This window comes from Mesorhizobium qingshengii, assembly GCF_027563465.1.
In the GTDB taxonomy this organism is placed as follows: domain Bacteria; phylum Pseudomonadota; class Alphaproteobacteria; order Rhizobiales; family Rhizobiaceae; genus Mesorhizobium; species Mesorhizobium qingshengii_A.
In genome coordinates this window covers 154,333-168,370 of the sequence record NZ_JAPFQA010000007.1, presented here as the reverse complement: position 1 = coordinate 168,370, position 14,038 = coordinate 154,333, and the positions used below count along the sequence as shown (strand labels likewise).

General features: G+C 62.8%; 14 protein-coding genes. 8 read left to right on the top strand and 6 right to left on the bottom strand.

Annotated features, from left to right (window positions below):
* Window positions 1-103 precede the first annotated feature (103 nt).
* From OOJ09_RS17735 to cobF, 4 genes are all read right to left on the bottom strand, one after another.
* Window positions 104-1,861 carry a glycerol-3-phosphate dehydrogenase/oxidase gene (locus OOJ09_RS17735; RefSeq protein ID WP_269906416.1) on the bottom strand — a complete coding sequence of 586 codons (1,758 nt, stop codon included), beginning with the start codon at window positions 1,859-1,861 and terminating at the stop codon, window positions 104-106.
* Complete coding sequence (locus OOJ09_RS17730; protein ID WP_143972706.1) at window positions 1,858-2,634, bottom strand: DeoR/GlpR family DNA-binding transcription regulator; 777 nt, start codon at window positions 2,632-2,634, stop codon at window positions 1,858-1,860. Before OOJ09_RS17730 ends, OOJ09_RS17735 begins: the two co-directional genes overlap by 4 nt.
* A complete protein-coding gene (locus tag OOJ09_RS17725) occupies window positions 2,631-4,169 on the bottom strand; it encodes an FGGY-family carbohydrate kinase (protein WP_269906415.1) in 1,539 nt (512 codons plus the stop codon). Before OOJ09_RS17725 ends, OOJ09_RS17730 begins: the two co-directional genes overlap by 4 nt.
* A 332-nt stretch (window positions 4,170-4,501) precedes the next feature.
* Entirely contained in the window at window positions 4,502-5,278 is a 777-nt protein-coding gene (gene cobF, locus OOJ09_RS17720; RefSeq protein WP_269906414.1) for a precorrin-6A synthase (deacetylating), read from the bottom strand.
* Window positions 5,279-5,419: 141 nt separating this feature from the next.
* Here cobF and OOJ09_RS17715 point away from each other — a divergent pair, with 141 nt between their 5' ends.
* The 7 genes from OOJ09_RS17715 to OOJ09_RS17685 all read left to right on the top strand — a co-directional run bounded on the left by OOJ09_RS17715 (window position 5,420) and on the right by OOJ09_RS17685 (window position 11,420).
* A complete protein-coding gene (locus tag OOJ09_RS17715) occupies window positions 5,420-6,436 on the top strand; it encodes a DUF4424 domain-containing protein (RefSeq protein ID WP_269906413.1) in 1,017 nt (338 codons plus the stop codon).
* Window positions 6,436-6,594: a hypothetical protein gene (locus tag OOJ09_RS17710; RefSeq protein WP_269906412.1), complete on the top strand. Its 159-nt coding sequence runs from the start codon at window positions 6,436-6,438 to the stop codon at window positions 6,592-6,594. The genes OOJ09_RS17715 and OOJ09_RS17710 overlap by 1 nt, the downstream gene beginning before the upstream one ends.
* 17 nt (window positions 6,595-6,611) lie before the next feature.
* On the top strand, window positions 6,612-7,283 hold the full coding sequence (locus OOJ09_RS17705; protein ID WP_269906411.1) for a dihydrofolate reductase: 672 nt from the start codon (window positions 6,612-6,614) through the stop codon (window positions 7,281-7,283).
* A 116-nt stretch (window positions 7,284-7,399) separates the two neighbouring features.
* A complete protein-coding gene (gene hflK, locus OOJ09_RS17700) occupies window positions 7,400-8,512 on the top strand; it encodes an FtsH protease activity modulator HflK (protein WP_269906410.1) in 1,113 nt (370 codons plus the stop codon).
* Entirely contained in the window at window positions 8,512-9,465 is a 954-nt protein-coding gene (hflC, locus tag OOJ09_RS17695; RefSeq protein WP_269906409.1) for a protease modulator HflC, read from the top strand. The genes hflK and hflC overlap by 1 nt, the downstream gene beginning before the upstream one ends.
* A gap of 6 nt (window positions 9,466-9,471) precedes the next feature.
* Window positions 9,472-9,660, top strand: coding sequence for a DUF2065 domain-containing protein (locus OOJ09_RS17690; RefSeq protein ID WP_269906408.1), 189 nt, complete (start codon window positions 9,472-9,474; stop codon window positions 9,658-9,660).
* Between the two features lie 242 nt (window positions 9,661-9,902).
* Complete coding sequence (locus OOJ09_RS17685) at window positions 9,903-11,420, top strand: DegQ family serine endoprotease (protein ID WP_269906407.1); 1,518 nt, start codon at window positions 9,903-9,905, stop codon at window positions 11,418-11,420.
* A 46-nt stretch (window positions 11,421-11,466) separates the two neighbouring features.
* Here the strand turns inward: OOJ09_RS17685 and OOJ09_RS17680 are convergent, their stop codons facing one another.
* Together OOJ09_RS17680 and serB are read right to left on the bottom strand one after the other, a co-directional pair.
* Window positions 11,467-12,045, bottom strand: coding sequence for a GNAT family N-acetyltransferase (locus tag OOJ09_RS17680; RefSeq protein ID WP_269906406.1), 579 nt, complete (start codon window positions 12,043-12,045; stop codon window positions 11,467-11,469).
* Window positions 12,042-12,929 carry a phosphoserine phosphatase SerB gene (gene serB, locus OOJ09_RS17675; RefSeq protein ID WP_269906405.1) on the bottom strand — a complete coding sequence of 296 codons (888 nt, stop codon included), beginning with the start codon at window positions 12,927-12,929 and terminating at the stop codon, window positions 12,042-12,044. Before serB ends, OOJ09_RS17680 begins: the two co-directional genes overlap by 4 nt.
* On the opposite strand from serB, the gene miaA reads away from it, so the two are divergent.
* A complete protein-coding gene (miaA, locus tag OOJ09_RS17670) occupies window positions 12,928-13,938 on the top strand; it encodes a tRNA (adenosine(37)-N6)-dimethylallyltransferase MiaA (protein ID WP_269906404.1) in 1,011 nt (336 codons plus the stop codon). The two genes, serB and miaA, sit on opposite strands and share 2 nt — an antisense overlap.
* Window positions 13,939-14,038 lie beyond the last annotated feature (100 nt).

Sequence of the window (14,038 nt, the reverse complement as noted above, 5' to 3'; positions counted from 1 at the left end):
ATCGAGCAATGCATTTGATTTTGTTGAATTTTTAAAAATCAATAACACCTCACAAGCGCTGTGATACGCTTGCTTTCAAATCGGCGAGGAGGCTGTGCCGTGCTCAAGCCAGTTTGGCGCGATCGCTCGTGGTTCGCGGGAGGCGCTCCGATAGCAGCCCCATCAAATTGGTGCCGTTGAGCTGCGCGACAACCGCGTCGATCTCCTCGCCGATCCTCTGCGGTTTCCAGCCGAGCGCCCGGCCAGCAATCATGGCGATCTGCCGCAAGTCGCCTGTTGTCAGGGAACCGCTGATGGCCAGGGTCGTGCGCCGCATGACGATATCGGCGAGATGTTCGACGAATTCGTTGCGAGCGATGTAGTCGATCTCCGACACGCTGTAGTCATGCGAGTCCGGCAAGCGATCTTCGGTGCCCGATGCACCCTGGTAACGGGCTATCGGTAATGCCTTGGTGCCATAGCGCGACAAGAGTTGATCGAGCCGGGCCTCGTCGATGCCTGAGGCCGATGCGGCATTGGCCAGCCAGCTTGACCGAGCCGCTGTGTCGGCCGGAAAGTCCTTGCCGCCGCCGATCGGCATCGAGCGCGTCGTCACCTCGCGGGTGCGGCCGAGACGATCGAGCACGGTGTCGGCGACTTCCTCGGCGAAACCGCGAAACGTCGTCCATTTGCCGCCGATCAGCGAGATGATGGGGAAGGGGCGCGACGGCTCCGGCTCCGCCACCGGCGCCGAATGATCGCGGCTGATCAGGCCGGGAACGGCGGCGTCGGATGAGGGCAGGGGCCTGATGCCGCTATAGGCATAGACGATCTGGTCGCGTTCGAAATTCATGCCGGGCAACAGCGTGCGCACGCTTTCCAGCAGATAGTCGATTTCCGCCGGCTCGCAGCGGACCGAATCCGGATTGTCGGCCGCAAGATCCGTCGAGCCGACGAGCGCCTTGCCGAGATAGTCGTAGACAAGGCAGATGCGGCCATCATCGGCTTCGAAATAGAGCATGCGCCCGGCCAGGCTTTGCACCAGCGCGTCGTGCCTCAGGAGTATGTGCGAGCCCTTGGTGCCGCCGATCATCTTCGACGGCGCGCCGAGTGCTGCGTTGACATGGTCGATCCATGGGCCGGCGGCGTTGACGACCAGTCTCGGCCGCAGCGAGAACTCGCCGCCGTTCTGTCGCCTGAAGGCCAGCACTCCGTTCGAGGAAGAGACCAGCGAGGTGTAGTTGGCCGCGCTGGAGCCGGGGCTGGCCTCCAGCCCATCGGCGATCAACTCGAGCACCAGCCGTTCGGGATGTGTGATCTTGGCGTCGTAGTAGGTGCCGGTGGCGACGATCGAGCCGGTCAGCGCCGGCATGTCGCGAAGCGCCTGACGGCGCCCGACGAGCCGATGGCGCGGCATCACCCGGTGCCGCGAGCCGTAGAAATCATAGATCATCAGGCCGATCTTGATGAGGATCGCGCCACGGCTGCGCGGCGCGCTGGTCGAGCCCAGGAGCGTGCGGAGCGCCGCCCACATGCCCTTGCCCCAGGAGAAGATCGGGATGACCGTCGGCAGCGGGCTGACATAGTGCGGTGCGTTCTTGAGCAGCAGGTTGCGCTCCAGCGTCGACTGCGCCACCAGCCCGAATTCGCCGGTCTCCAGATATTTCAGCCCGCCATGGATCAGGCGCGAGGGGGCCGCGCTCGTGCCGGAGCCGAAATCCGCCTTGTCGACGATGCAGCAGCTGACGCCCTGTGCGCAGAGATCGCGAAACAGGCCGGCTCCATTGATCCCGGCGCCGAGGATGACGACATCGACATCGCCGTCCCGGGGAACGCCGGCGCGCCGTTCGGAGCCGTGATGGCTTTCGGCAGTTGGCGTCATGGCCTCGCCGTCTTGACGACGCGCAACTGTACCCCGGCCTGCTCCAGCTTTTGCGCATGCTTGTCGCTGATGCCGTCGGTGACCAGGACCGCCTCGAAGCTGATCAGGTCGTCGAGCACGTGCAGAGCCACCTTGTCGAACTTGGAATGGTCGACAAGAAGGATGCGCTTGATCGCCGCCGCCATCATCGCCTGCTTGACCCGCACCACATGCTGGTCCTGGATGAAGGCCGTGGTGCCGCTGATCGCGGAGGCCGAGCAAATCAAGAGATTGGCGCGCAGGCGCGAGATCGCATTCTCGCAGACGATGCCGATATAAGCGTTGTAGGTGCGATGGTACTGGCCGCCGAGGCAGATGAAGTCGATGTCGTCGACATTGGTCAGCAATGCAGCCGTCGACACGCTGTTGGTGATGACGGTCAGGGGCGTGACCTCGAGCAGCAGCGGCGCAACGGCGTTGGCCGTGGTCGAATCATCCAGGATTACCGCCTGTCCCGGCTCGACATAGTCCATCGCGGCGCGGGCCAGCGCGTCCTTCTCCGCCCGCCCAACCGTCACCCGGTAGCGGAAGGCACTTTCGTAGAGGCCGGATGGCTGCACGGTGACGGCGCCATGCAGTTTGCGCAGCACGCCTTGATGCGCCAGCTGGTCGATGTGCCGGTGGATGGTCATGCGCGACACGCCGAAATGCTCGACCAGATCGTCGATGCGCACCTGGCCGAGCTTTATCACGTATTCGGCGATCTCTTCGCGCCGTTCGTCGGCCTTGATCATGCTGTGCCCCCCATTTCTTGCCTTGCAAGGCTTTCGATTTCCGCCCATTTCGGCCTGAGCTGTTCGGCAATGCGGCCATAGATGGAATAGCGCTCGTCGAAGACGGCGCTGCGTACCGGGTCCGGGCGGTATTCGCGGCTAACCGTGCAGGTGGCGCCCGCGCCTTCCTGCGGCGAAGCGAACAGGCCGACTGTCGCACCGGCGCAAAGGGCGGCGCCGTAGGCGGCCGCCTCGTCGGTCGAGGTGACGATGACCGGCACGTTGAGCACGTCGGCGAACATCTGCGCGAAGGCCGGATTGCGCGAGCCGCCGCCGGTCAGCCGCACCTCGTGGACGGCAAAGCCGTCGCGCAGGGCTTCGACATGGCCGCGGTGGTTGAAGGCGATGCCTTCCAGCACTGCCTTCAGCATGTCGCCGCGGTCGTGCCAGCCACGCAAGCCGACAAAGCTGGCGCTGGCGGCATTGCCGTAGGGCGAACCGAACAGGTAGGGGTGGAAGAGCAAGGTCGACGGCTTCTTCAGCGCGGTGTCTATCTCCGCTGCCAGTATCTCGTGGATCGAGCCGCCGGTCTTTTTGGCTTCTTCGTGCTCGGCGCGGCAGAGCGTGTCGAGGAACCAGTCGTAGTTCGCCGTCGAGGCCGGCGAGATCGACATGTTGTTCCAGCGGCCGAGGTCGATGGCGTTGCGGCAGAACCAGCGCGGGTCGGTACGCGGTTCGGTGGAGACCACTTCGTTGATCGAGTAGGTACCGGCGACGATGCTGACCACGCCATCCTCGTGGCCACCGATGCCAAGCGCCGAGGCGGTGACATCATGCAGGCCGCAGGCAACCGGGGTGCCTTCCGCAAGCCCTGCCAGTGCGGCCGCTTCGGCGGTGACGTAGCCGACGATGTCGGCCGAACGCGCAACCGGGGGCAAAGCCGCGAACAGCTCTTCCAGGCCAAAGATGCGCATCGCCTCAGGCGCGTAGGCTTGCGTGCGTACGTCGGTGAACGAGGTGCTCGCCTCGGTCAGATCGGTGCCGACGGTGCCCGTAAGGCAGAAGCGCAGCCAGTCCTTGCAGCCGACGATATGGCCGATCTGGCTGAAGCGTTCCGGGGCATGCTTTTTCAGCCAGGCCAGTATCGCCGAGGGCGCCGAAGCGTGCGGAACCTGTCCGGTCAGGGCGAGGGCTTCGGCAAAAACCGAACCCTTTGCCCATTCATCGACGATCTCGCCCGCGCGGCTGTCGAGCGACAGGATTCCGGGGCCGAGCGGCAGGCGGTTCCTGTCGAGCAGATATAGCCCGTCGCCATGCGCGGTCGCCGCCACGGCCTTGATGTCGCCAGGTGACCGACCGCTTAGGGCGATGGCTTCCCTGATCGCCTCGGCGGTCGCCTGCCAGAGGCCCAGCATGTCGCGTTCCACCCAGCGGGGATGCGGCATCGATTGCGGCACGCGGCGCCTGGCCACCGACAATTGCGAGCCGTCGGCATCGAAGATTACTGCCTTCGTCACCGTCAGGCCGTTGTCGATCCCAAGCAGGAGGCTGGACATGATAATCCCGTTCAGCGTGAGCCGGTACGCGTTGCGAATTGATCCCGAACAAGGGTGGCGCTGAACATCATGGAAATCATCCTCGCCGGGATCCGCCATTGCCGATTGCGGGCCGCCGATGACACAGCGGCAGGATTCGAACCGGCCAAGTGATCATACAATTCTGTGAATTTAACGTCAATATGTGAGATATACGCCAAGCGAATGGGCTCCGCCAGGCAGTGCTTGATTATCAAATTAGCATAAAACGCTGTTTTTTCTAACTCTTGCGGGTTGCCAATCCGTCTCGCCGGTCTTGTTACCCGCTTGCCGTGGCGACTGCAGGCCAGTGGCTATATATCTTCGGGCCCGCCAGGCTTGCGCAGCAGATATGTGTCCATGATCCAGCCCTTTTGCCGGCGGGCTTCCTCGCGGGTTTGTTCGATCCTCGCGCCGACATCGCCCACGCGGCCGGAGATGATGATCTCGTCCGGCGTACCGAGATAGGCGCCCCAATGGATGACGACATCCTTGTCATCCAACGTGTTGAACGCGCATTTGCCATCCAGCATGACGACTGTGCTGCCGGCATTGCCAGCCAAACCCTCCTCGGCAAGCCTGCGGCCGGTGGTAATCAGGATGGAATCGCCGATGCGGTTCAGCGCCGTTTTGTGGCTGGCGGCAAGCGCCTGGACAGCGGTGATGCCGGGTATCACTTCAAGCTCGAAGGCGACATTGCCTCGCTGGCGCACGCGCTCGAGGATGCGCAGCGCGCTGTCGTAAAGCGAAGGATCACCCCAGATCAGGAAGGCGCCGCAGCCGTCCTCCGCAATCTCGTCGCGGATCAGGCTCTCATAGATGGCGGCGATCGCTTCGTGCCAGTCGTCGACCGTCGAGCGGTAGGAGGGCGCCGGCTCGGCGCGTACCGGGACGTCGAATTCGACGCGGCGTGATTTCGGGTTGGTGACGAAGCGGTCGCAGATCTGGCGCCGCAGTCCGGCAAGATCGTTCTTCTTCTCGCCCTTGTCGGGGATGAACAGCACGTCGGCACGGTTCAGGCCTGATATGGCCTGCACGGTCATGTGGTCGGGGTTGCCGGCGCCGATGCCGATGACGAGAAGCTTGCGCATGCGCGGACTCCTGCCCGATCGGAACGTCGGTGTCCAGACAAGCGCGGCATGTGGGCAAGCGTTGAGGCGCGTGGAAGGGCTTTGAAACGCCACATTGAAACCGCTAGGGTCATGCCGATATTGTCGCCGAGGGGGGCTTCCATGTTTCGACACGTCCTGATTGCCGCGCTGACGCTGTGCGCCACGCCCGCGCTTGCCAATGATTCGATCGCGGAGCTCGGCACCGGCGGCCTGATCCTGTCGCGCAGCGATGCCGTGGCGATGCAAAGCGAGGACCTCACCATCTCGCCGGAAAAGGTGACGGTCGACTACGTCTTCCACAACAACACCGACAAGGATGTCGACGCGATCGTCGCCTTCCCGATGCCTGACATCTCGGGCGATCCCGAAGAGATGCCGGCGATCCCGGAAAACCAGAGCGACAATTTCCTCGGCTTCGAGGTGACGATCGACGGTGTCGCGGCAAAGCCGCAGCTCGAGCAGAAGGTGTTCGCGCTCGGCATCGATATCGGTGCCGACCTGAAGGCGCAGAATGTGCCGTTCAACCCGTTCGGCGACGCGGCCAAGGCGGCACTGGCGAAGCTGCCGCAGGCGGTGGCCGACGACTGGGTCAACCGCGGCATCATCATCGAGGACACCGCCGATGACGGCAGCGGCATGAAATCCACCTATGTGCCGTTCTGGCAATTGCGCTCGACCTATTGGTGGCGCTCAACCTTTCCGGCCAACAAGGACGTTCACGTCTCCCACCGCTACAAGCCGAGCGTCGGCGCCACTTCATCGATAAGCTTCTTCTATGACGGCCAGTTCCAGGGGCAGTATGCCGCCTACAAGTCCCGCTACTGCATGGATGGCACGTTCGAGAATGCCGTGCGCAAGGCGGCCAAGGACGATCCCGACGGCTATCCGAAATATTATGAAAGCCGCATTGCCTATATCCTGACCACTGGTGGCAACTGGGCGGCGGGCAGCATCGGCAAGTTCAAGCTGACCGTCGACAAAGGCAATCCGAAGGCCCTGGTTTCGTTCTGCGGCGACAATGTCAAGAAGATCGGGCCGACGACCTTCCAGATGACCGCGGACGATTTCTATCCCGAGCACGACATCGACATCCTGATCCTCGATCCGTCGGACAGGAATGGCGGGAACGGCAACTGATGCACGTCGCCATCTATGTCGCCATCGCCGAGAACGGCGTCATCGGGCGGGACTGTTTTTGTTGCGGCGCTTCGTCACTGGCGCAATTGGATTTGATAAGACATAGAAGCCTGATCGCATCGAAGTTGATGGCATTTACCCAAGCCTACAACTGCTGAGCGTGGGAGGCGGGCGATTGGTCGCGAATAAATTACAAATGCCTTCTGCGACATCGATCGTGGCGAGGAGCTATCCCGATCACGTCATAGGAATCGAGAATAAGCTGCCTTGGCATCTGGCAACAGATCTTCGTCATTTCAGGAAAAGAACTGAAGGGCACGCCATAATTATGGGGAGGCGTACATTCGAGTCGATTGGCCGGCCACTTCCTAAACGCGAAAATATTGTGCTCTCTAGAACCCCTTTGGAAGATGCTCGTGGAATAAAGTGGGCAAAAGATATTGAGACGGCGCTTCTTCTGGCGGACGTTTATTCTATTTGCAATTTTCAAAAGCAATTTTTCGTAATTGGCGGCGAAAGAATATATGGCGAATTTCGTAAATATATCAATAAAGTTTATTTAACTGAGGTCTTTGCAAGAATTAATGGCGATGCCAAATTTGACTGGGAATTTGATAGGAAGCAATGGAGGTACTACAAGGAAAAGGAGTATGTAAAATCTGATGTGGACGATTATCCGTTTCGGATCACCACTTTGGTGCGGTTGAAACCAGAGCATCGATTTGAGGCGACAGATCGCCTTTTGCGTGCAGACCCTCAAGTGGCTTCCTTTTTAAACAAATATTCCTCGATGATCGCCACGGCGCAAACGCATACCGCCGAAGAAGAGCAATTGTCGCTCCTCTGACGTCAATAGGAAGCGGATCGCGTTGAAAGCGCCGCGTGGCGTCCCTATAGAAGGACAACACTGGTTTTTGCGCCGTAGTACCGGCGCTTGAGGGAATTCCAAGCGAAAGGACATTCATGCCCTGGAACGACAAGAGCGGCGGCGGCGGCCCGTGGGGCGGCGGCGGCAACAATCAGGGACCCTGGGGGCAGGGACCAAAGGGACCGAGCGGTCCGCAGGGCTCGCCTCCCGATCTCGAAGACATCATTCGCCGCGGCCAGGATCGGCTGCGGCGCGTTCTGCCGGGCGGCGGCGGCGCCAGCCCGGCCGTGTTCGGATTGATCGCGGCAGCCCTTGTCGTGCTGTGGGCGTTCCAGGCGGTTTATACCGTGCAACCCGACGAGGTCGCGGTTGAATTGCGCTTCGGCAAGCCGAAGGCGGAGCTGTCGCAGCCCGGCCTGCATTTCCATTGGTGGCCGCTTGAAACCGTCGAGACGGCCAAGATTTCCGAGCAGCTCGTCGACATTGGCGGTGGCAACACCAGCGGCAACGGCCTGATGCTCTCGGGCGACCAGAACATCGTCAATGTCCAGTTCTCGGTGGCCTATCAGGTCTCCGATCCCAGGGCCTATCTGTTCGACGTGTCCGATCCCGACGGCATGCTGCGGCAGGTTGCCGAAAGCGCCATGCGCGAAGCCGTCGGCCGCAGGCCGGCGCAGGACATCTTCCGCGATGACCGCCAGGGCATCGCGGCTTCGGTTCGCGAAATCATCCAGACGACACTGGACGGCTACAAGGCTGGCCTCAACGTCAACGCCATCTCGATCGAGGACGCGGCACCGCCGCGCGAAGTCGCCGATGCGTTCGACGAGGTGCAGCGCGCCGAACAGGACGAGGACAAGTTCGTCGAGCAGGCCAACCAGTATTCCAACCAGAAGCTCGGCCAGGCGCGCGGCGAGGCCGCACAGGTCCGCGAAGACGCGGCCGCCTACAAGAACCGGGTGGTGCAGGAAGCCGAAGGCGAGGCCCAGCGCTTCATCTCCGTCTATGACGAATATGCCAAGGCGCCCGACGTGACGCGCAAGCGCCTCTATCTGGAAACCATGGAGAAGGTGCTGAAGGACTCGAACAAGGTGATCGTCGAGCAAGGCAACGGGCAAGGGGTCGTTCCCTATCTGCCACTGCCGGCATTGCAACAGAAAGCGCCGGCACCAGCCGCCCTTGGTGGCGTTACGGGAGGGAACCAGTGATGGCCAACCGTCTTCCCATCTTCGTCGTCATCGCCGCTGTCATCCTGTTCCTGATCTATTCGTCGGTCTTCGTGGTCAATGCGCGCCAGCAGGCGCTGGTGCTCAGGTTCGGCGAGATCGTCGACGTCAAGACCGAACCCGGCATCTACTTCAAGGCGCCGTTCTCGTTCTTCGACGCAGACACGGTGCAGTTGATCGAGAACCGGGTGCTGCGCTTCGACCTCGACAACATCCGTGTCCAGGTGTCGGGCGGCAAGTTCTACGAGGTCGATGCCTTCATCGCCTATCGCATCTCGGATCCGCGCGTCTTCCGCGCCGCGGTGTCCGGCCAGATCGAACTGGCCGAGGCGCGGCTCAGGACACGCCTCGACGCTGCCTTGCGCCGCGTCTACGGCCTGCGCGACTTCGAGGCGGCGCTCTCGGAAGAGCGCGCCGTGATGATGCGCGAAGTGCGCGATCAGCTTCGGCCGGACGCCACGTCGCTCGGCCTGCAGATCGAGGATGTCCGCATCCGCAGGACCGATCTCACCGCCGAGGTGTCGCAGCAGACCTTCGATCGCATGAAGGCCGAACGCCTGGCGGAGGCCGAGCGGCTGAGGGCACGCGGCAACGAGGCGGCGCAGCGTATCAGGGCTCGCGCCGACCGCGAGGTCGTCGAGATCATCGCCGAGGCGCAAAAGGAGTCCGAGATTCTGCGTGGCGAGGGCGAAGCCCAGCGCAGCGCCACCTTCGCGGGAGCCTATCAGCGCGATCCGGCCTTCTTCGACTTCTACCGGTCGATGAATGCCTATGGCACGGCGCTGGACAACACCGGGACGACAATGGTGCTGTCGCCGAATTCGGAGTTCTTCCGCTTCTTCCGCGATCCCGACGGCAAGGAGGGACCGGCGAAGCCGGCTTCGCCGCCGACGGCACCTGCTGCGCAGGCGGCACAGCCCAGCACCGGCCAGTAACGGCCGGTGCAGGATTTTCTTGCCGCCATGGGCCTCGTCCTCGTGATAGAAGGTCTGGTCTATGGCGGCTTTCCCGGCCTTGCCAGGAAGTTGGCCACCGAAGTGCTGTCGATGCCCGAGAACGCGTTGCGGATCGCCGGGCTGGCGGCGATCGCCATCGGGGTCGGCATCGTCTGGCTGGTGCGAGGCGGATGAAGGCGGCCGGCTTCGGTTTTCGGGATACGACTTTCGATCCCTGGGATACGAGCTTCGAGCTTCGATCCCTGGGATACGAGCTTCGATCCCTGGGATACGAGCTTCGATCCATGGGATAACGGATGATTTATCCTCTGCCGATGGTCATAGCCGCAAACGTGCCGTATTTTTTGCCAACATGGCGCGACGCGGCGTTTTCGTCGAAGCGCGTTTCTCTTTCAGACATACCGGGAGGCTTCTCGATGACATCCAATACCCTTTTGCGCGTGGCTCGGCGGACGTTCATCGCCGGCGCCGCGGCGCTTCTTGTCGGCGCCGCCGCTGTCCCGTCCTTCGTGACGCCGACAATTGCTGCTGACGGGCCAGCTTCGGTCGCCGATCTGGCGGAAGGCCTGCTTGGCGCAGTGGTCAACATCTCGACCTCGCAGACGGTCAAGGGCACGGAAGGTCCGGGCGCGGTGCCGATGCCGCAGTTACCAGAGGGCTCGCCCTTCCAGGATTTCTTCGACGATTTCTTCAAGAACCGTGGTGGCAACAAGGACAATGGCGCGCAGAAGGTGCAGTCGCTGGGATCTGGCTTCGTCATCGACGCCGAGCAAGGCATCGTCGTCACCAACAACCACGTCATCGCCGACGCCGACGACATCGAGGTCAATTTCTCGGACGGCGTGACGCTGAAGGCAACGCTTGTCGGCACCGACACCAAGACCGACGTTGCCGTGCTGAAGGTCGATCCGAAGGGTCACAAGCTGACGGCGGTGAAGTTCGGCGATTCCACCAAGATGCGCGTCGGCGACTGGGTGATGGCGATCGGCAATCCATTCGGCCTCGGCGGCACGGTGACGGTCGGCATCGTCTCGGCCCGCAATCGCGACATCAATTCCGGCCCCTATGACGATTTCATCCAGACTGATGCCGCGATCAACCGCGGCAATTCCGGTGGTCCGCTGTTCAACAGCTCAGGCGAGGTCATCGGCATCAACACCGCGATCATTTCACCGTCCGGCGGCTCGATCGGCATCGGCTTCTCCATTCCCTCGCAGCTTGCCTCGGGCGTCGTCGACCAGTTGCGCCAGTTCGGCGAGACGCGGCGCGGCTGGCTCGGCGTGCGCATCCAGCCGGTGACGGACGATATCGCCGAGAGCCTCGGCATGGCGACCGCCAAGGGCGCGCTGGTCGCCGGCGTCATCAAGGGCGGTCCTGTCGACAATGGCACCATCCAGGCGGGCGACGTCATCCTCAAGTTCGATGGCAAGGACATCCATGAAATGCGCGACCTGCCGCGTGTCGTCGCCGAAAGCCCGGTCGGCAAGGCGGTCGATGTGCTGATCGTGCGCAAGGGCGTCGAACAGACGGTAAAGGTGACGCTCGGCCGGCTCGAGGATGGCGAGAAGCTCGCCAGCGGCGAAGAGGGTGGCAACACCGACCAGAACAAGGGTGACAAGGCTCCGGCCGTTTCGACCGCTTCGGTGCTCGGCATGACCGTCGGCGAACTCAACGACGAGACACGCAAGAAGTTCAGCATCGCCGCCGATGTTTCCGGCGTCGTCATCACCGACGTCACCAAGGACTCGGCCGCCGCCGAACGCGGCATTCAGCCCGGCGAGGTGATCACGGAGATCGCGCAGGAATCGGTCGCCACGCCCAAGGACGTCATGGACCGGATCGGCGCACTGAAGGAGCAGGGCCGCAAGAACGCGCTCTTGATGCTGGCGTCCAAGACCGGCGAGTTGAGGTTCGTGACGATCCGGATGGACTGACGTCCGGAAAATCCGGCGACACTATGATCTGAAGGAAGACGGGCGGCTAGCGAGCCGCCCTTTTCTGTGTCTGTTGCTGCCAGTCAGCGCGCCCGAGCCTATAGAAGACGTGCCGCTTGAGCGCGGCGTGGCTGTCTGGAATGCCGGGATGATCGAAGTCCGCCGATGGGTCGGCGGTCATGCCGAGGCGTTCCATGACGGCAGTGGAGCGCCGGTTGTTCTCGACGGCAAAGGAGACGATCTCGCCAAGGCCGAGTGTTTCAAAGCCGAAGGCCAGCCAGGCTTCCGAGGCTTCGGTGACATAGCCCTTGCCCCAGAATTCGGGCGCCAGCCGCCAGCCGATCTCGACGGTGCCGGCCGGCAGGAACGGCAGATGGTCGGTTCGCGTGATGCCGACAAAGCCGATGCACTGGCCGGTTGCGGCGACCTCGGCCGCCGCAAAGCCGAAGCCGTCGCGGTCGATCACGCCTCGCAACTCGTCCATCTTGGCATCCGCCTGGACGCGGTCGCGGCGGAACGGGAAGAACTCCATGACCCGTTCATCGGAATTGATCCGGTGGAACAGCTCGCGGTCGCGATCCTGCCAGTTGCGCAGGACAAGGCGCCCGGTACGCATTGGTTTCATTGCGCGAACTCTTCCTGCCTGTAGCCCTGCAAATAGAGCAACGCGGTCAGGTCGCCATGGTCGATGCGAACCTTTGCCTGCGCCGCCACGGTCGGCTTGGCATGAAGCGCGACGCCCGTCCCGGCCAGGCGGATCATGTCGAGATCATTGGCGCCGTCGCCGACCGCGATGGCGTCGGCGGGCGTCAGGCCAAGGCGCGCCGAAATTTCGATCAGCGCGTCGGCCTTGGCGGCGCGGCCGAGGATAGGTTCGCCGACCAGCCCGGTGAAGCGGCCGTCCTGCTCGAGCAGGCGGTTGGCGCGGTTCTCCTGGAAGCCAAGCATGGCCGCGATGCGTGTGGTGAAGACCTCGAACCCGCCGGACACAAGCGCCGTGCAGGCGCCATTGGCCCGCATGGTCTGAACCAAGGCGCGGCCGCCAGAGGCCAAAGTCAGGCGATTGGCGACGATGCGGTCGACCACGGCGGCGTCGAGACCTTTCAGCAGCGCCACCCGCTCGCGCAGGGCCGGTTCGAAAGCGATCTCGCCGTTCATCGAACGCGCAGTAATGATGGCAACGCGATCCTTGACGCCGATCTCGTCGGCCAGTTCGTCGATGCATTCCTGGTCGATCATGGTTGAATCCATGTCGGCGATGAGGATCTTCTTGCGGCGCGTTTCAGCCTGCTGGACGATCACGTCGACCGGTTCGCCGGCAAGCGAGGCGCGCAAGGCGGCTGTCGCATCGGCGGCGTCGGCCTGGCTCGGCAGGGCAAGATCGCAGGCAATCCCTTCGGCCAGCCAGACAACAGCGCTTGCGCCGACCGACCGCGACGCCATATTCGCAAGCGACAGCGACAGAGCGTGGTCGGCGGGACGGGAAACAAGCGTGGCGACGAGCGGCATGGAACATTCCGACGGACAAGCGGGCGAGGGCCGCGTGAAGAACGCGATCCTGATAGCCGGGCCGACCGCGAGCGGCAAGTCGGCCTTCGCGCTCGATCTGGCCGAGCGCAAGGGCGGCGTCATCGTCAATACCGATTCCATGCAGGGCTATTCGGTACTCGACGTGCTGACGGCCCGGCCAGGGGCAGCCGATCTGGCCCGCGCGCCGCATTTTCTCTACGGGCACGTCCACCCGGCCACCGCCTATTCCACCGGCGCCTGGCTGCGCGATGTGATGAAGCTGATCGACGAAGGCACGCTCTCCGCGCGGCCGGATGGCACGTTCTTCGAACGGCCGGGTGATGGCTCGCTCTTGGAGCGGCCAGTGATTTTCGTCGGTGGCACCGGGCTCTACTTTCGCGCGCTTGCCGAGGGCATTTCAGAAATACCCAACATTCCACAGCGGATCCGTGACCGCTGGCGCTACGAACTGAAGGAACAGGGCGCCGTCAAGCTGCACAGCCTGCTGCTGCGCGAGGATTCGGCGGCCGCCATGACGCTGAAGCCGACCGACAGCCAACGCATCGTGCGGGCGCTGGAGGTGCTCGATGCGTCGGGCCGCTCGATCCTGGAATGGCAAGCGCAACGCGGCCGGCCGCTCATCGACAGGCAGAGCGCGCGTTTCCTCGTGATCGAGCCGGACCGGGCAGCTTTGGTCCGCCGCATCGAAGCGCGCTTCGACAAGATGCTGGACATGGGCGCGCTGGATGAGGTCAAGCGACTTGTGGCGCTCAACCTCAATCCAGACTTGCCGGCGATGAAGGCGATCGGCGTTCGCGAACTACAGGCGGCGATGGCAGGAAAGATCGGCTTTCCCGAGGCGATCGAGCTCGCCAAGATCGCGACCCGGCAATATGCCAAGCGGCAGGCGACCTGGTTCAGGAATCAACTGGGGCCGGAATGGCAAAGATTACGTCCCGGTGACGATCTGGAAACCACGATCCGACAGCTTGTTTCCACTACAACCTGAAAAGTTGACCTGCAACGAAAGGTTCCCGTTGCGGTTGTCCGAATTAACCCTCCGTAAGGCCCACCATGCCATAAGGTCGGTGGGCATTTTTCCAACGGGG